We start from the raw sequence: 17,417 nt of genomic DNA, 5'->3' as shown, positions 1-17,417 counted from the left end.
CCAGGAGATGCGTGGGCGCAGTCGGCCACTTCGGCGCTTTCTTGAGGGTGGGCGCACGAATAATTTGCGCCATCGCCGGATTCCCCGGCCTCCGCTGTATCTGCCCACCCGATGGACAACGCCCTGAGCGCCCCCGCTGCCGCCGCCCCGGTGATGATCACCCCGGTCAATGGCCAGCCCAACTTCGTGCAGCGCCTCAATGGCCTGCCGCTGCGCAGCAAGCTGACCATGGGTGCCGGCCTGCTGGCCCTGGCCGGCGCCGTGCTGGCCATCACCCTCTGGTCCAGCCAGGGCGACTACCGCCCGCTGTTCAGTGGCCTGGCCGACAAGGACGGCGGCGCCGTCATCGGTGCGCTGTCGGCCATGCAGGTGCCCTACAAGCACGAGGCCGGTGGCACCATCCTTGTGCCGGCCAGCCAGGTGTATGAACTGCGCATGAAGCTCGCCGCCCAGGGTCTGCCCAAGGGTGGCACGGGCAACGCGGTCGGCTTCGAGCTGATGGACAAGTCGTCGATCGGCCAGACCCAGTTCAACGAACGCCTGAACTTCCAGCGCGGCCTCGAAGGCGAGCTGACGCGCACCATCACCGCCATGTCCGACGTGGCCGATGCCCGCGTGCACCTGGCCATCCCGCAGCAGAACGGCTTCTTCCGCGAGCAGCAAAAGCCCAGCGCCAGCGTCATGCTGACGCTGCGTGGCGGCCGCACGCTGGACCGCGCCCAGATCGCCGGCATCGTCCACCTCGTCTCCAGCAGCGTGCCCGAACTGCACCCCAAGGCCGTCAGCGTGCTGGACCAGACCGGCGCCCTGATCTCCCAGACCGGCGCCGACACCGCCACCGGCCTGGACAGCCAGCAGCTGCAATACAAGACGCAGATCGAGGCCGGCTACAACAAGCGCATCTTCGAGCTGCTGGAGCCGGTCGTCGGCCGCGAGAACCTGCGCTCCACCGTCACCGCCGACGTGGACTTCTCTCAGACGGAAGCCACCGCCGAGGAATACCGCCCCAACCAGGGCCCCAACACCCAGGCCGCCGTCCGCTCCAGCCAGAGCAACGAGAGCAACAACGCCGGCAACGCCACGGCCACCGGCGTCCCCGGCGCCGCAACCAACCAGCCGCCCGTGCCGGCCACCGCGCCCGTCAATGGCGCCAGCGCCCCGCTGCAGGCCGCTCAAGGCGGTGCCGGCAATGGCAGCGGCCGCCGCGAGCAGGTCACCAACTACGAGCTCGACAAGACGGTGCGTGTCACCCGCGGCGCCGTCGGCAACGTCAAGCGCCTGAACGCGGCCATCGTCGTCAACCACCGCTCGGTGACCGACGCCAAGGGCAAGACCACCCAGCAGCCGGTCTCGGCCGACGAGATCACCCGCCTGACCGACCTGGTCAAGGAAGCCATGGGCTTCAGCGCCGATCGCGGCGACTCGGTCAAGGTCATCAGCGCGCCCTTCGTCGTCGACAAGACCGAACCGGCCGACACGCCCTTCTACAAGCAGCCCTGGCTGCTGGACATCGCCCGCAGCGCCATCGTGCCCCTGGCCTTCGTCGCCATCGCGCTGATCGCCGTCTTCGGCATGATCCGCCCGGCGATCAAGGCCGCCGCCACACCGCTGCCGGAGGAAGACAAGCCCGAGACCGTGGACGAGGTTGTCGACGACGAAGAGCTGCTGCCTGGTGGCGCCGGCATGCCGCGCCTGGAAGCCCCGGTGCACAACGAGAAACTTGACCGCGCCCGCCTGCTGGCCCGCGACAATCCGGTGGCCGTCGCCAATATCGTGCGCGACTGGATGGCCGGAGAAACCGCGGCCTGATTCCGAGCTGAACCATGGACGACAAAGGCATAGAAAACGCCGCAATCCTGTTGATGTCGCTGGGCGAAGAAGAAGCCAGCGAGGTCTTCAAGCATCTGTCGCCCAAGGAAGTGCAGGCGCTGGGCGAGACCATCGCCAAGCTCAAGGTCATCAAGCGCGCCCAGGTCGAGACCGTGCTCGACAAGTTCGACGCCGTCGCCGAGACCCAGAGCACCCTGGTCACCGACACCGACGAATACGTGCGCGCCGTGCTGCGCAAGGCCCTCGGCGAGGACAAGGCCAATCTGCTGCTGGACCGCATCCTGCAAGGCAGCGACGTCTCCTCCATCGAAAGCCTGAAGTGGATGGACGCCGCCAGCGTGGCCGAGCTGCTGCGCAACGAGCACCCGCAGATCATTGCGGCCATCCTGGCCCACCTGGACTTCGACCAGACCAGCTCCGTCCTCAAGCTCTTCACCGAGCGCGGCCGCAACGAGGTGCTGATCCGCATCGCCACGCTGGACGGCATCCAGCCGACGGCGTTGAAGGATCTGAATGAAGTCATGAGCCAGATCCTGGCCGGCGGCGAGCGCATGAAGAAGAGCTCGCTGGGCGGTGCCAAGACGGCCGCCGAAATCATCAACATGATGGGCTCCAGCGTCGAAGCCTCGGTGCTGGACTACATCCGCGAAGCCGACTCCGACCTGGCCCAGAAGATCATGGACAACATGTTCACGTTCGACGACGTGAACAAGATCGACGACAAGGGCATCCAGGCCATGCTCAAGGAAGTCCAGAGCGAGAGCCTCGTCGTCGCCCTCAAGGGCGCCAGCGCCGACCTGCGCGAGAAGATCTTCCGCAACATGTCCACCCGCGCCGCCGAGACGCTGCGCGAGGATCTCGATAGCCGCGGCCCGGTGCGGCTGTCCGAGGTCGAGGCCGAGCAGAAGGAAATGCTCAAGATCGTGCGCCGTCTCGTGGACGAAGGCCAGATCGTCTTGGCCGGCGGCGGCGACGACCAGTTCGTCTAGACATGGAGCCCCTCGCCCAGTCCTGCCCTGCTGAACGCAGGCAAGCCCGGTCGGTCCCCCGAGGGGACGGCGATGCTCGCGGCGTTGAGCCACGAGCACATCGCCAGAGCGGGCCGGCTAGGGAGCGGCCCGGCGCTCGGCCCACAATACACGGGTTGAACTCCTGACATGGCTACCCGTCCACCTCCACGGCAAGTGCCGCCGCCCGATCGCCGCGAAAGCGATCGGCGCAACACCTATGCCCGTTTCATTCCCGGCGAGGAGCTGCAGGGCGCCAAGGCCTGGAGCATGTCCAACCTCGGCGGCGTAACCGCGCCGTCGCCTTTCACGCCCACCAAGACAGCACCGCCCGCGGCCGCAGCAGCGCCGGTGCAGCCGCCGCCCCCGCCCGAACCCAGCGTGCAAGAGCAAATGCACGCCGCGCGCCAGAGCGGCTACCAGGACGGCTATCGCGACGGCATGGCGGCGCTGGACGCCTTCAAGCAAAGCTTCGCGCAGCAGATGAGCCGCCAGCTCGGTGGCCTGTTGGAAGGTTTCGACACCGAAATGCGCGCGCTCGAAGACGAGATGGCTGCGGCCGTGGCCCGCATCGCCGTCGAACTGGCCCGCCAGGTCGTGCGCAGCGAACTCGAGCAGCGCCCCGAGCTGATCGCCCGCGTTGCCCACGATGCCGTCGAGGCTCTGCAGCTGTCGGCCCGCCATGTGCGCGTGCGTGTGCATCCCGACGACTACCCGCTGGTGCGCGATGGCGCCGGCGAGGAAATGCAGGCCCGCGAGGCCCAGCTCATTCCCGACCCCGACGTGCCGCGCGGCGGCGTCAAGGTGGATGCCGACGTCGCCAGCGTCGACGCGACCATCGCGACGCGCTGGCAGCAGGCGGTCTCGGCCATCGGCCAGCAGTCGATCTGGGAAGACCGCCGCCAGGAAGAGGACGAATGACCTCCGCCCGCACGGACCGCTGGCAGCGCTATCTGGCTGACCTCGAGACGCTGGCGGCCAACTCGGGGCCGCTGGAGTGCCAGGGCAAGCTCGTGCGCGTCGCCGGTCTGGTGTTGGAAGCCACCGGCATCAAGGTGCCATTGGGCTCGGTCTGCCGCATCCAGATGCCCAGCAGCGGCAACAGCCCGCGCCGCGGCTCCGCGCCGGTGAACGCCGAAGTCGTCGGCTTTTCGGGCGACCGCGCCTATCTGATGCCCACCGACGAGGTCCAGGGCCTGTCCAGCGGCGCCACCGTCGTGCCGCGCCACCTGCCGCCGCTGGCGCCCCAGTTGGGCCAGCCCCTGCATCCCTGGCGCCGTGGCGAGGACCGCGGGCTGCACCTGCCGATGGGCGACGGCCTGCTCGGCCGCGTCGTCGACCCCCACGGCCATCCGCTGGACCGCGGCGGCGAGCTGAGCGACATCCACAACGAACCCATGGTGAGGCGGCCCATCAATGCGATGGACCGCGACCCGGTGCGCACGCCACTGGACACCGGCGTGCGCGCCATCAACGCGATGCTGACCGTCGGCCGCGGCCAGCGCCTGGGCCTGTTCGCCGGCACCGGCGTCGGCAAGTCGGTGCTGCTGGGCATGATGGCCCGCTATACCCAGGCCGATGTCATCGTCGTCGGCCTGATCGGCGAGCGCGGCCGCGAAGTCAAGGAGTTCATCGAGGACATCCTCGGCGACGAGGGCCGCCAGCGCAGCGTCGTCGTCGCCGCCCCCGCCGACGCGCCGCCGCTGATGCGCATGCAGGGCGCCCATTACGCCACGGCGATTGCAGAACATTTCCGCGACCAGGGCCGCCACGTGCTGCTGTTGATGGACTCCCTGACCCGCTACGCCATGGCCCAGCGCGAGATTGCGCTGGCCATCGGTGAGCCGCCCGCCACCAAGGGCTATCCGCCGAGCTGCTTCGCCAAGCTGCCCCAGCTGGTCGAGCGCAGCGGCAACGGCTTGCCGGGCGAGGGATCCATCACGGCCTTCTACACGGTGCTGACCGAGGGCGACGACCCCCAGGATCCGATCGCCGACGCGGCGCGCGGCATCCTGGACGGCCACATCGTGCTGTCCCGCGAGCTCGCCGAGGCCGGCCACTACCCGGCCATCGACATCGAGCGCTCCATTTCCCGGGTGATGACCAGTGTTGCACCCCAAAACCAGGTCGATTCCGCGCGTCGATTCCGCCAGCTTCTGGCGAAATACAACAAGGCCCGCGACCTGATCCAGCTTGGCGCCTATGCCCCCGGGAGCGACCCCGAGCTGGACCTGGCCGTGCGCCTGCATGCCGACATGACGCGGCTGCTGCAGCAGGACATGCACAGCCCGGCACTTCTTCACGCCAGCGTCAATCAATTGCAGGCCGTGGTCCAGGGCGCCTAAACCTCGAGTCGGCGCCCGCCGATATCGACTGAGCGCCGCTGGAGTTTTGAATGAGTGCAACTACGCTGAGCCTGCTGTTGGAAAGAGCCGAAGCCGAACGGGATCAGGCCGCCCAGGCCTTGCATGCCGCCAGTGCCCAGGCCCAGGCCGCCCGTGCCCAGCACGGCGAGCTGGCCGGCTACCGCCAGGACTACCAGCAGCGCTGGACGCAGAGCTTCGCCCAGGCCACGACCATGGACATCGTCGGCTGCTACCAGAGCTTTGGCCGCCGCATCGACCAGGCCGTGGACACGCAGAACCATGTGGCCAACCACGCCGACCAGCGCCAGACTCGCGCCCGTGACGCATTGCGCGAGGCCGAACTGCGCGTGGCAGCCCTGCGCCAGCTGATTGCCCGCCGCCAGGCCGAAGCCGACAAGGCCGTCCAGCGCCGCGAGCAGCGCGCGTCGGACGAATTCGCCGCCCGCGCCCACCTGCGCCGCACGGCCCACGCCTGAGGAGGTCCGCCACCATGCTTGCCTCTTCCCAGACCATCGCCCCCAAGCCGGCCGCCCTGCCGCCCGCCGTCCAGGCCGCCCTGCCCGCCAGCGGCAGCGCCGGCGGCCCCAGCTTTGCCCAATTCCTGAACGACCAGCCCGCGCTGCCATCGCCGGAACCCGGCGACGCCGAATCGACGGCCAGCGAGCCCACCGCCGCGCCCGCCCCGGCCACGGCCCGCCGCCCGGCCTCGACGGCCCCGGCCAAGCCGGCCCAGAACCGCGCGCCCGATGCCGCTGCATCGGCCAAACCCGACGCCGCCAAGAAGAGCGAGGCCGGCGACGAGGACATCGCCACTCAGGATGCGGCGCAGGACACTGAAACCTCCGGCCTCGAAGAATTCACCCAGCTCATCGGCATGGCGCCGCAGGCGCAGCCGGCCTCCGCCACGCCCACGCTGCCTGCCTCCGGCAGCGACGCGGCCGAGGGCGAAGCGCCTGGCGTCCGACATGGCCGCGGCCGCATCAACCGCGCCGTCGACGACGAAGCCGGGCTGGGCACGGCCCGCACCAGCGGCAGCGCCGACGCCAGCTCGAGCGCCGCCTCCGAACGGCGCGCGGCCGACGCTCCCGCCCATGACTCAGCCCCGCGCGCCAAGGGCGTGGACCTGACGGCCGCCGACAAGGCCGCCGCCGCACGCGGCGCCATGGCCAGCGAAACCCAGCAGATCGCCTCCACTTCAGCGGGCGCCAACGCGCCCCAGGCCGCGACCGCCCCGACCGCCCTGCCCACGAGCTTTGCCGCCGTGCTGGCCCAGGCGATGCCGACCACCACCGCCGTGGCCGATGCTGCGCCCACCACCGCCAGCGGCCAGGTGCACGCGGCCCTGCACAGCAGCGCCTTCGCGCCCGAGCTGGGCGCGCGCGTCAGCCTGCTGGCCGTGGATGGCGTGCAGCAGGCCGAACTGCAGCTCAATCCGGCCGACATGGGCCCGGTGTCCGTGCAGATCGTCGTCGACGGGTCCCAGGCCCAGGTGTCCTTCCATGCCGTCCAGGCCGAGACCCGCCAGGCCCTGGAGCAGAGCCTGCCCGACCTGGCCGCCGCGCTGCAGGGCCAGGGCCTGACGCTGTCCGGCGGCGGCGTCTTCCAGCAGGCCAGGCAGGATGCCCAGGACGGCGATACCGAAGCCGGCTCGCGTGACGACGGCCCTGGTTCGCGAACAAATACCGGTGGTGGCCGCATCGGCACCAGCACCGTGGCCGCGCCGGCCCGGCGCAGCGTCGGGCTGCTCGACACCTTTGCCTGAAGCTGAAGCGTAAATAGCCACGCCCGGCTCCGGCTAATCAAGGCTTGCCACGCGCCCTCGAGGTCAATAATCGAGCGCATGTGCCCACTGCCTGCAGTGGGCGGCGAACGTTCAAGGAGTTCACATGGCGACTGCGCCGGCTGCCGAAGCCGCCGCGCCCAAGGGGGGCGGCAGCAAGAAGCTCATCATCATCATTGCCGCCGTGCTCGTGCTCGTGCTGGTGGGGGGTGGTGCGGCCGTCATGCTGCTGAAGAAGAAGCCACCGCCGGAAGACGGCGAGGATGGCGCCGAGGCCACCGAAGCACCCGTCAAGAAGGCCCACGCCAAGAGCGACCACCCGCCTACCTTCGTGCCCCTGGACCCGTTCACGGTCAACCTGGCCGACAAGGACGTGGACCGCTTCGCCCAGGTCGGCGTCACGCTGCAGGTCGAGGACCCCAAGTTCGCCGACCAGATCAAGGCCTATATGCCGGCCATCCGCAGCAATGTGCTGATGGTGCTGGCCCACAAGACCGCCGCCGAGCTGCTGACCAAGGAAGGCAAGGAAAAGCTCGCCAAGGACATCATGCGCGAGTCGGTGCGCCCCATGGGCATCGAGCTCGATGACGACGACGACCACGCGGCCGCCAGCGACGCGCCCAAGAAAAAGAAGAAGAAAAAGGCCCACGTGGAAAGCCCCGTGACGCAAGTCCTGTTCTCCAACTTCATCGTGCAGTAGTCATGTTGACCCCGGCCAACTTCGTTGCCCGCCCCCCAAGGGGGCTGCGGACTACGCCTAGGGGCGGCCCGGCGCCGCGGTCCGGAGCGCGCAAATGAATCAGCAAATCCTTTCCCAAGACGAAGTCGATGCACTGCTCCAGGGCATCACCGGCGAGAGCCAGAAGCTCGAGGCCGAAGAGGAGCAGGTCGGCGGCATACGCGAGTACAACCTCGCCAGCCAGGAACGCATCGTTCGTGGGCGCATGCCCACGATGGAAATCATCAACGAGCGGTTCGCGCGCAACATCCGCGTCGGCCTGTTCAACTTCATCCGCAAGAGCCCGGAAGTCGCCATTGGCGGCATCAAGGTGCAGAAGTACAGCGCCTTCCTGCGCGAGATCGTCGTCCCCACCAACTTCAACATCGTGTCGGTCAAGCCGCTGCGCGGCAGCGGGCTGATCGTCTGCGACCCGACGCTGGTGTTCGCCGTCATCGACTCGCTGTTCGGCGGCATCGGCAAATTCCACGCCCGCATCGAGGGCCGCGACTTCTCGCCCACCGAGCAGCGCGTCATCACCCGCATCGTCGAGGTCATCCTCGCCGAGTACCACAAGGCCTGGAAGGGCATCTATCCGCTCGAGCTGGAATACCAGCGCTCGGAGATGCAGCCCCAGTTCGCCAACATCGCCACGCCCAGCGAGATCGTCGTGTCGACGTCCTTCACGCTGGAAATCGGCGAGACCAGCGGCACCATCTACTTCTGCATCCCCTACTCGACGCTGGAGCCCATCCGCGACGTGCTGTATTCCACGACCGTCGGCGACTCCTCCGAGCCCGACCGCCGCTGGATCAATCTGCTCAAGACGCAGATCCAGTCGGCCGAAGTGGAACTGGTGGCCGAGCTGGGCACGGCGCCGGCCACGGTCGAGCAGCTGCTGGCCTTCAAGCCGGGGGATTTCATCGAACTGGACCTGGATCCCATGATCCAGACCAAGGTGGACGGGGTGCCCGTCTTCGACTGCCACTACGGCACGTCCAACGGGCGCTACGCCCTCAAGATCGACAAGATGCTGACCGGCCCGCAAGAGAGCTGGTTGGGAGCCAAACATGAGTCCTGATTCACCCAGCCAAGAAGAACAGGACGCGATGGCGGCCGAATGGGCTGCGGCCCTGGCCGAAGCCGCGCCCGCCGCTGCAGCCCCTGCGACCGAGATCATGGCGGAACCCGAGCAGGTGTCCACGCCCAGCTTCGCCAACTTCACGCCGACCGGCGGCGCGGGGCCGGGCAACGACATCAACATGATCCTGGACATCCCCGTCCAGCTGACCGTTGAACTGGGCCGCACCCGCATCCCGATCAAGAACATCCTGCAACTGGCCCAGGGCTCGGTGGTGGAGCTGGACGCCCTGGCCGGCGAGCCCATGGACGTGCTGGTCAACGGCTACCTGATCGCCCAGGGCGAAGTGGTCGTCGTGAACGACAAGTTCGGTATCCGCCTGACGGACATCGTCACGCCTTCGGAACGCATGCGCCGCCTGTCCAAGGCCGCATAACACCCCCTTAAGCCGGCCACTTAGGGGGTTCGGAGGCTCAAGTCCGTCCGCAGAATGCCGAGGCATGAACACCTCCGGCCTGCTGCCCTTTCTGTGGTTCCTCGGCATCGTCGCGCTGATCCCCGTCGCGCTGTGGCTGCTCAAGCGCACGCCCATGGGCGGCGCCGCGGCAGCCGGCGTGCTGCGCGTCGTGGCCCAGCTGCCGATGGCGCCCAACCAGCGCCTCCTCGTCGTCGAGGTCGGCCAGGGCGAGGACCGCCGCTGGCTGGTGCTGGGCGCCACCGCCCAGAACATCACCACCCTGCATGTGATGCCGCCGCAGGCGGAGCCGGTCGCGCCGGCCAGCTTCGCCAAGCTGCTGAACAAGGAGCGCGGCGATGCGTCGTAAATCCCTGCTGCTGACGACCGGCCTGCTGTTCGCAGCCGGTGCCGCGGTCGCCCAAGGCCAGACACCGCCGGCCAGCCTGCCTCTCCTGGTCGGCCAGGGCGCCGGCGGCAGCTACTCGGTGCCCATCCAGACCCTGCTGTTCTTCACGGCCCTGGGCTTCCTGCCGGCGGTCATCCTGATGATGACGGCCTTCACGCGCATCGCCATCGTGCTCAGCCTGATGCGCCAGGCCCTGGGCACCCAGGCCGCGCCGCCCAACCAGGTCATCGTCGGCCTGAGCCTGTTCCTGACCTTCTTCGTCATGAGCCCGACGCTGGACAAGGTCTATGCCGAGGCCTGGCAGCCCTACAGCGCCGGCAGCATCCAGTTCGACGAGGCCCTGAAGCGCGCCGAGGTGCCGATGCGCGGCTTCATGCTGAAGCAGACCCGCCAGGCCGACGTGGCCCTGTTCTCGCGCCTGGCCAAGCTGGACGCCAGCGTCAAGGCCGAGGACGTGCCCTTCAAGGTGCTGGTGCCGGCCTTCGTGACCAGCGAGCTGAAGAGCGCCTTCCAGATCGCCTTCCTGATCTTCATCCCCTTCCTCGTCATCGACATGATCGTGGCGAGCGTGCTGATGAGCCTGGGCATGATGATGCTGTCGCCCGTGCTCGTCGCCCTGCCCTTCAAGCTGATGCTGTTCGTGCTCGCGGACGGCTGGAACCTGCTGCTTGGTTCCCTCGCAGCTTCCTTTGTCACTTGAGTTTTGAGTTGACCCGTCATGGACGCACAACAAGTCTTCACCTTCGGCCAGCAAGGCCTCTACATGCTGATGCTGGTGGCCGCGCCCATCCTCATCGTGGTGCTGCTCGTCGGCGTCGTCATCAGCGTGATCCAGGCGGCCACGCAGATCAACGAGGCGACGCTGTCCTTCGTGCCCAAGGTCGTCGCCGCCGTGCTGACGCTGGCCATCGCCGGGCCATGGATGATGACGACGCTGGTGGAGTACATCCAAAGGACGTTGATGACGATTCCGACGGTGGTGGGTTGAGTGGTTGCTTTTGCCGGAAGCCTCCCGACTCGATGCAGTGCCGCCGGAATCCGCCCGGCGAGGGCGGGTAACTTTTCTCTGACGCGCCAGAGAAAAGTCACCAAAAGAGGAGCGCTAATGCAATCCGCACTCGAGCGGGAGACCACGCTCGCTGTGCTCGGACCTGGACAGCGCCTTCACGCGACCCGCTTCGCTCTCGCTGCTGTCCCTATGACGAGCGCCATCCATCGCCTCTTCACGCCGCTTAACGCCGGCTGCACGCCGGGCTCACCAGGAAATACCGAACAGCCGCGTCGCCCGAGCGACGCTTCATTTGGCTGTTCTGGTGAGCCCGGCGTGCAGCCGTGCGTCGGACGGGCAGCCGGGGCGATGGATGGTGCTCGTGACAAGTCAGACGCGAGAGCGCAGCGGTTCGCTTCGGCCCGACCTGACGGTGAGCGTTTTCGCGCGCCGTTCATCGCGGCGTGGTGCTCGTGTGCGGTTCAGGGCCTCTTCTTTGGTGACTTTCTTCTGGCCCCGCAGAAGAAAGTTACCCGGCCGCCGGGACGGACTCCCGGCACGGCATTGGCCACCACACAGAAGTACCGAGAGAGCACCTAAAAAATGTTCTCCGTCACCGAAGCCCAACTCCTCGCCTGGCTGAACCCACTTTTGTGGCCCTTCATCCGCACGCTGGCCCTGTTCGCCGGCATGCCCACCTTCAGCCAGCGCAATGTGCCGCTGCGCCTGCGCGTCGGCCTGGCCCTGTTCATCTCGGTCGCGGCCCAACCCTCGCTGCCCGAAATGCCGGTCACGCCGCTGGACTCCCTGCCCGGCCTGACCCTGCTGGTCGCCCAGCAGCTGCTGATCGGCCTGGCCATGGGCTTTGCCGTGCGCGTCGTGTTCGCGGCGCTGGAATTCGCCGGGGAAATCATCGGCCTGCAGATGGGCCTGAACTTCGCCGGCTTCTTCGACCCCGGCACGGGCGCCCAGGGCACGGCCAGCAGCCGCTTCTTCGGCAGCATGGTGGCCTTCCTCTTCATCGCCATCAACGGCCATCTGCTCTTGATCAATGCGCTGATCCAGAGCTTTCACGCCTTCCCGGTCGGCACCGAGCCCTTTGCCTTCCTGCGCGTGGCCATGCCCCAGCAATGGGGGGCCGAGATCTTCAGCATCGGGCTGTGGATCGCGCTGCCGCTGATCACCATGCTGATGTTCGTGAACCTCGTGCTCGGCGTCATCTCCCGCGTCGCGCCGCAGATCGGCGTCTTTTCGGTCGGTTTCCCGCTGACGGTCAGCATCGGCCTGATCGGCATGGTGGCCACGCTGCCGCTGATGCAGACGCCTTTCACCGTGGCGCTCGAGCGTCTGCTTTCAGCTTTCTCTTAGTCGCGGCGACGACGGCGCAACACGGCCAGGCCGAGCAACCCCAGGCCCATCAGCGCATAGGTCTGCGGCTCCGGCACGGCACTGACCGTCAGCCCCGACAACGTGCCGTTGTAGGTGCCCAGCAGCGTCGCGGCACCAGTGCCGAGGTTGATGCTGTAGATGCCCGTGGCCAGCGAGGTGCCGGCATCGATGTTGAGCGCCGCAAAAGCCTGGCCGTTGCCGAGGATCTCGAAGCCGTTGGCCTTCAGCACATCCACGCCGAGAGAGCCGACCGTCGTGATCGTCGGCGTGTTGAAGGCCGAGGGTGCCATGGCCAACGTGTCGTTGCTGGCATCGATGTAGTACAGGGCCGTGCTGGCCGGCGCTGCAGCGGGCATCAGCGTGGCGTTGGTATAGGCCACGCCGGTATAGCCGGCAGCGACCTTGTTGGCCAGGTTGCCGACCACGCCGGTGGCCGCGTTGATGGCGAAGTTGTCGCCGGCCGAACTGACCAGGCGCAGCGAAGCGCCCGTGCCGAAGTCGGCTACCGGGTTGAAGTCGATGCCGTAGCCGAGATTGGCCTGGATGACCGAGGCGCTCAGCGTCGCGACCCAGGTGGCCGCGCCGGTCATTTCATTGACCGTGTAGAGCTGGTTCAGCGTGCTGACGCCATAGACCTTGCCGTCCTTGGGCCGGGTGTCGATGCCGACGAGGCGGTCACCCGCCATCAGGCCGCTGATGGCCGTGTTCGTCGCGCCGGCGATGTTGCCGGTATCGATACGGCTGATCTGGCCCTGGCTATTCAGGCCGATCAGCGTGACCGCCTGGGTCGAGGCGCAGGCCAGCAGGGCCGCGGCGGCCAAAGCGGTGCGAAGGGATGACGTCATGGAAGAGCTCCTGGGTGGGGGGTGGGAAGGGTCCACCTCCGGCTACGCCCCCGAGCCGGCGCCGGATGCAGCTTCCGGCGCCCTCCCCCTAGCTTGACCTCAAGCCTCGCGCAGCGCCGTCGTGACCGGCAGCGAGGCCGCGCGCACCGCCGGGAACAGGCCGCCGACGAAACCGATGGCCAGGGCCCACTTGATGCCCTCCCACAGCAGGCCCGGCGACACGGCCAGGTTGAAGCTGAGCTTGCCGACCGCACCGGCCGACATCGTCGAAGCCTCGAAGCCATTGAACAGCAGCCAGGCGACGAAGCCGCCGATGAGGCCGCCGATCAGGGCCAGCAGCGTGGTCTCCAGCATCACCGCCACGACCACCGGCAGGCCGCGGAAGCCGATCGCGCGCAGGGTGGCGATCTCGCGCGCCCGCGTCGCCACGGCGGCGAACATGGTGTTCAGCGCGCCGAAGACCGCGCCGACGGCCATGATGGAGCCGACCGTGATGCCGATGATGCGCAGCACCTTGGTCATCTGCTCGCCCTGCTTGGCGAAGAAGGCCAGCGTCGTGGTGGCCTTGACCTTGAGCTGGGGGTTGGCCTCCAGCGCCTCGCCGAAGGCCTTGATGGCCGCCGGGTTCTCAAGCTTGACCGTCGCCGAGTTGCGGCCGCTGCCGCGCTTGTAGGTGTCGTTGACGACATTGGCATCGGCCCAGAGCTCGGACTCCATCGAGTCGCCCGAGGCGAAGATGCCGACGATGGTCCAGGGCTGGTTGCCCAGCTTCAGCGTCGCGCCGACCTTGAGGCCCTCGAACTGCCGCACCGCGCCCTTGCCGACGATGATCTCGCGCAGGCCCGGCTGGAAGGTCTTGCCCTCGACGATCTTGGCGTTGGGCCGCACCGCGAATGCCGCCTCGCTGATGCCACGCACCTGGGCGCTGCCGGTGTCGCCGGTCGGGCTGCCCTTGATGGGCAGGTTGGCGGCCACGACGGTCTCGGCCGAGATGATGGGCTCGCCCTTGGCATTGCGGGCGATGCCCGGCGCCTGCTCGATCTGCACGATGTCCTCGCGGCTCAGCGAGGACGAGACCTCGTTGGCCGAGGCGCCGCGCATGACGATGGCGGTGTCCTCGCTGCCGGAGTTGCGCAGCGTCTGCGCATAGCCCTCGGCCATGGCGAGCAGAGCCACCAGCACGCCCACCACGCCGGCGATGCCGACGACGATGACGGCCGAGGAGCCCAGGCGCTGTGTCAGTGTGCTGATGCCGACCGAGGCCACCGAGCGGGTCTGGGCGCCGGTGCGGAACAGCAGCATCCAGGCGGCCAGCAGCACGGCCAGCGCCAGAGCGCCATACCAGGGCATGGCCACCCAGCCGACCAGCAGCAGGATGGTGAGGAGGATGAGACCGAGATTCTTCAGGAACTTCATGGTCAGGCCCTCCCTGCCAGTGCATCGGTAATGTTGACCCGCATGGCTCTGAGGGCGGGCAAGGCGCCCACCAGCAGCCCGAACAGCAGGGCCAGGCCCGCGCCGATCAGCCAGCTCGTCAGGCCCGCGGCCGGCAGGTTCAGCGCGCCGCCGCTGCCCGCGCTGACGGCCGGGCCGATGACGCTGGCCAGGGCCAGGCCGACGACGCCGCCGATCAGCAGCAGCAGCACGGACTCGGCCAGCACCATGGCCAGCACGCTCTCGCCCGAGAAGCCCAGCGTCTTCAGCACCGCGATCTCGCCGGTGCGCTCGCGCACGGCCTGCATCATGGTGTTGCCGGCCAGCAGCAGCAGCGTGAAGAACACGGCGCCCATGATGGAGGTGACGATGAGGTTGATGTCGGCCAGCTGCCGCATCCAGGCCGACATGGCGGCCTGCTCGGTCAGCGTGCGGGTCTCGTGGTCGGAGTTGGCGGAAATCTCGTCGATGGCCTTCAGCACCCGGTCGGCCTGGTTGACGTCCTTCACGCGCGTCACATACCAGCCCGCCTGGCCCTGGTTCCAGGGCGTGGTGTCGTCGAAATACTTCCAGTTCAGCAGGAACATCTGGTCGTACCAGGCGCCACTCTTCTTGTCGGTCACATGAATGAAGCCGACGATCTTGAAGGGCCAGTTCTGGCTGCCGTTCTTGTCCGGGAAGATGGTGGACTGCATGGGCACCTGGTCGCCCACCTTCCAGCCGAACTTCTTGGCCAGGCCCTCGCCGACCAGGGCGCCGTCCTTGGTCTCGGCGAAGGCCTTGCGGTGCTCGGCCGAGACTTCCATCTCCGGATAGACGTCCAGGTAGTTGGGCGAGACGGCAAAGCTGAAGACCTGGTTCTCGGGCTTCTGGTAGGCCCCGCCGAACCAGTTGGCGAAGGCCACATCCTTGACGCCGTCGATCTGCCCGATGCGCGCGCCCAGCGACATCGGCAGCAGCTGGATGAAGCTGAGCTTGGCGCCGGTCTGCAATCTCTGGGCGCCATTTGCGCTTTTTCCGGCCTGGTCAAAACCGACGCGCACCGCGTCCAGCAGGCCGAACAGCAGGAAGGCGGTGATGATGGACACCAGGGTCAGGAAGGTCCGGCCCTTGCGCCTGAACAGCGCGGCCCAGATGAGATGGAGGTATTTCATCGCGTCACCTCATGCCGCCGCGGTTTCGACCAGGGTGCCCTTGTCCAGGTGCAGGGTGTGGCTGGCGCGGGCGGCGGCGCGCGGGTCGTGGGTGACCATGACGATGGTCTTGCCATGCTCGCGGTTCAGCGCCTGCAGCAGCGTCAGCACATCTTCGGCCGACTGGCGGTCCAGGTCGCCGGTGGGCTCGTCGCAGACCAGCAGCGTCGGATCGGACACGATGGCCCGCGCGATGGACACGCGCTGCTGCTGGCCGCCCGACAGCTCGGTCGGCTTGTGGCTGGCACGGTCGGCCAGGCCCACGAGCTGCAGCGCAATCGCCGCCCGCTTCTTGCGCTCGCCCGCCGACAGCTTGGTCAGCAGCAGCGGCAGCTCGACGTTCTTCTGCGCCGACAGCGTCGGCATCAGGTTGTAGAACTGGAACACGAAGCCGACGCGCGAGGCGCGCCACTTGGCCAGCGCCCCGCCGGCCAGCTTGTCGATGCGCTCGCCGCCCACGCTGATGGAGCCGCCGCTGGGCGCGTCCAGCCCGCCCATCAGGTTGAGCAGCGTCGTCTTGCCCGAGCCCGACGGGCCCATCAGCGCGAGGAAGTCACCCTGCTGCACGTCCAGGTCGATGTGGTGCAGCACCTCCACCTTCTGCTTGCCGCGGGTGTAGACCTTGGACAGGTCACGGATCTCGATCAGTGCGCTCATCTCTTCAGTCCTTCTTCACGATGTTGGAACCCTGCTTCAGGTCGGCCGGCGGCGACACGACCACCGTCTCGCCCGCCTTCAATCCGCTGGTGACCAGCTTGAACTTGCCCACGTCGGCGCCGAGCTTGACGGCGCGCTGCTCGACGCGGTCCTCCTGCACGACGAAGACGGCCTCGCCGCCCTCGCGCTGGGCCAAGGCGTCCGGCGGCAGCAGCACGCCCGGCACCGGCTTGGCCTCGACCTTGGGCTTGGCCGCCAGGAAGCTGACGCGCACGCCCATGTCGGGCACGACGCGCTCGTCCTTGTTCTCCAGCGCCACCCGCACCTTGACCGTCGCCTTGCCGCGGTCGGCGCTCGGGATGACGGCCACCACATGGGCCGGGATCTTCCAGTCCGGGTAGGCGTCGAGCACGGCCTCGCAGGGCATGTCGGCCTTGACCTGGGCGATATAGGCCTCGTTGACGTCGACGTTGACCTCCAGCGAGTCCATGTCGACGATGGTGCCCACGCCGGTGCGCGTGAAGCCACCGCCGGCGGACAGCGGCGAGATGATCTCGCCGACCTGGGCCGCGCGCGCCGTGACGACGCCGTCGAAGGGCGCGCGCACGGTGGCGTAGTCGAAGTTGACCTTGGCCTGGCGGGCCTGGGCCTGCGCGGCCTCGACCTGGCGCTGAGCCGCCTCCAGCTGGGCACTCACGGTCTTCACGGCGGTGCCGGCCTGCTCGCGGGACTGGCGCGTCGTCATGCCGGCCGCATTCAGCTCGGCCTGGCGGCGCTCGTCGGCCTGGGCCTGGGCGAGCTGGGCGCGCAGCTGGCCGAGATTGGCCTCGGCCGTGCGGATCTGGGCTTCGGCCGCGGCCAGGCCGGCCCTCAGCCCGGTGTCGTCCAGCCGGGCCAGGACCTGGCCCTTCCTGACCTTGAAGCCTTCATCGATCAGCACCTCGGTCAGCGTGCCGGTGATCTGGGCCGACACGGTCGCCATGCGGCGGGCCGTCACATAACCGGTGGCCTGCAGGACGGCGCCGGCGCTGGCGCCCTGGCCGTTGGCGCGCACGGTCACGGTCTGCACGGGCACGGGTTTGCTGCCCGCCCAGTACCACCAGGCCGCGCCGCCCAGCAGGGCCAGCGCGACGACGCTGCCTCCCAGGCCCCAGACCCACTTCGGCGGTCCGCCGTCATGGTCCTCCCGATGCGCACCCTCGATGCGCAGCTCCTTCAGCAATCCGGTATCGATGACGCGCCCCCTGAACTTTGGCTTGGGCGGGC

The 17,417-nt window shown here is 68.2% G+C and carries 18 protein-coding genes; 13 read left to right on the top strand and 5 right to left on the bottom strand.

Annotated elements, in window-relative coordinates; genetic code table 11:
* Positions 1–111 precede the first annotated feature (111 nt).
* The 13 genes from fliF to fliR all read left to right on the top strand — a co-directional run bounded on the left by fliF (position 112) and on the right by fliR (position 12,001).
* Positions 112–1,809: a flagellar basal-body MS-ring/collar protein FliF gene (gene fliF / locus AC07OY_RS02910; RefSeq protein WP_495041017.1), complete on the top strand. Its 1,698-nt coding sequence runs from the start codon at positions 112–114 to the stop codon at positions 1,807–1,809.
* Positions 1,810–1,823: 14 nt separating this feature from the next.
* Entirely contained in the window at positions 1,824–2,819 is a 996-nt protein-coding gene (gene fliG, locus AC07OY_RS02905) for a flagellar motor switch protein FliG (RefSeq protein WP_495041016.1), read from the top strand.
* A 168-nt stretch (positions 2,820–2,987) separates the two neighbouring features.
* Positions 2,988–3,758, top strand: coding sequence for a FliH/SctL family protein (locus tag AC07OY_RS02900; protein ID WP_495041015.1), 771 nt, complete (start codon positions 2,988–2,990; stop codon positions 3,756–3,758).
* The gene (fliI, locus tag AC07OY_RS02895; protein ID WP_495041014.1) at positions 3,755–5,182 is read left to right on the top strand and encodes a flagellar protein export ATPase FliI; all 1,428 of its coding nucleotides are present in this window, start codon (positions 3,755–3,757) and stop codon (positions 5,180–5,182) included. The genes AC07OY_RS02900 and fliI overlap by 4 nt, the downstream gene beginning before the upstream one ends.
* 50 nt (positions 5,183–5,232) lie before the next feature.
* Positions 5,233–5,679, top strand: coding sequence for a flagellar export protein FliJ (gene fliJ / locus AC07OY_RS02890; RefSeq protein WP_495041013.1), 447 nt, complete (start codon positions 5,233–5,235; stop codon positions 5,677–5,679).
* Positions 5,680–5,693: 14 nt separating this feature from the next.
* Complete coding sequence (locus AC07OY_RS02885) at positions 5,694–6,965, top strand: flagellar hook-length control protein FliK (RefSeq protein WP_495041012.1); 1,272 nt, start codon at positions 5,694–5,696, stop codon at positions 6,963–6,965.
* A 124-nt stretch (positions 6,966–7,089) separates the two neighbouring features.
* The gene (locus tag AC07OY_RS02880; RefSeq protein WP_495041011.1) at positions 7,090–7,683 is read left to right on the top strand and encodes a flagellar basal body-associated FliL family protein; all 594 of its coding nucleotides are present in this window, start codon (positions 7,090–7,092) and stop codon (positions 7,681–7,683) included.
* A gap of 94 nt (positions 7,684–7,777) precedes the next feature.
* On the top strand, positions 7,778–8,782 hold the full coding sequence (gene fliM, locus AC07OY_RS02875) for a flagellar motor switch protein FliM (protein WP_495041010.1): 1,005 nt from the start codon (positions 7,778–7,780) through the stop codon (positions 8,780–8,782).
* Positions 8,772–9,218 (top strand): flagellar motor switch protein FliN, encoded by a 447-nt coding sequence (gene fliN / locus AC07OY_RS02870; RefSeq protein WP_495041009.1) that lies wholly within the window; start codon positions 8,772–8,774, stop codon positions 9,216–9,218. Before fliM ends, fliN begins: the two co-directional genes overlap by 11 nt.
* A gap of 64 nt (positions 9,219–9,282) precedes the next feature.
* A complete protein-coding gene (locus AC07OY_RS02865) occupies positions 9,283–9,606 on the top strand; it encodes a FliO/MopB family protein (protein WP_495041008.1) in 324 nt (107 codons plus the stop codon).
* Positions 9,596–10,345: a flagellar type III secretion system pore protein FliP gene (gene fliP / locus AC07OY_RS02860; protein ID WP_495041007.1), complete on the top strand. Its 750-nt coding sequence runs from the start codon at positions 9,596–9,598 to the stop codon at positions 10,343–10,345. Before AC07OY_RS02865 ends, fliP begins: the two co-directional genes overlap by 11 nt.
* Before the next feature lie 18 nt (positions 10,346–10,363).
* Entirely contained in the window at positions 10,364–10,633 is a 270-nt protein-coding gene (gene fliQ / locus AC07OY_RS02855; protein ID WP_495041006.1) for a flagellar biosynthesis protein FliQ, read from the top strand.
* A 603-nt stretch (positions 10,634–11,236) separates the two neighbouring features.
* Positions 11,237–12,001 (top strand): flagellar biosynthetic protein FliR, encoded by a 765-nt coding sequence (gene fliR, locus AC07OY_RS02850; RefSeq protein WP_495041005.1) that lies wholly within the window; start codon positions 11,237–11,239, stop codon positions 11,999–12,001.
* Here fliR and AC07OY_RS02845 read toward each other — a convergent pair.
* The 5 genes from AC07OY_RS02845 to AC07OY_RS02825 form a co-directional block, all read right to left on the bottom strand.
* On the bottom strand, positions 11,998–12,867 hold the full coding sequence (locus tag AC07OY_RS02845) for a DUF4394 domain-containing protein (protein WP_495041004.1): 870 nt from the start codon (positions 12,865–12,867) through the stop codon (positions 11,998–12,000). The two genes, fliR and AC07OY_RS02845, sit on opposite strands and share 4 nt — an antisense overlap.
* Positions 12,868–12,966: 99 nt before the next feature.
* Positions 12,967–14,283: an ABC transporter permease gene (locus tag AC07OY_RS02840; RefSeq protein ID WP_495041003.1), complete on the bottom strand. Its 1,317-nt coding sequence runs from the start codon at positions 14,281–14,283 to the stop codon at positions 12,967–12,969.
* A 2-nt stretch (positions 14,284–14,285) separates the two neighbouring features.
* The gene (locus tag AC07OY_RS02835) at positions 14,286–15,455 is read right to left on the bottom strand and encodes an ABC transporter permease (protein ID WP_495041002.1); all 1,170 of its coding nucleotides are present in this window, start codon (positions 15,453–15,455) and stop codon (positions 14,286–14,288) included.
* A 9-nt stretch (positions 15,456–15,464) separates the two neighbouring features.
* Positions 15,465–16,151 (bottom strand): ABC transporter ATP-binding protein, encoded by a 687-nt coding sequence (locus AC07OY_RS02830; protein WP_495041001.1) that lies wholly within the window; start codon positions 16,149–16,151, stop codon positions 15,465–15,467.
* 4 nt (positions 16,152–16,155) lie between these two features.
* On the bottom strand, positions 16,156–17,373 hold the full coding sequence (locus AC07OY_RS02825) for an efflux RND transporter periplasmic adaptor subunit (RefSeq protein WP_495041000.1): 1,218 nt from the start codon (positions 17,371–17,373) through the stop codon (positions 16,156–16,158).
* Positions 17,374–17,417 lie beyond the last annotated feature (44 nt).

Source organism: Roseateles sp. GW821-FHT09H10 (assembly GCF_059415865.1).
Note: the sequence above shows the minus strand (reverse complement) of the source record. Positions and strands in the feature narration are given on the sequence as shown.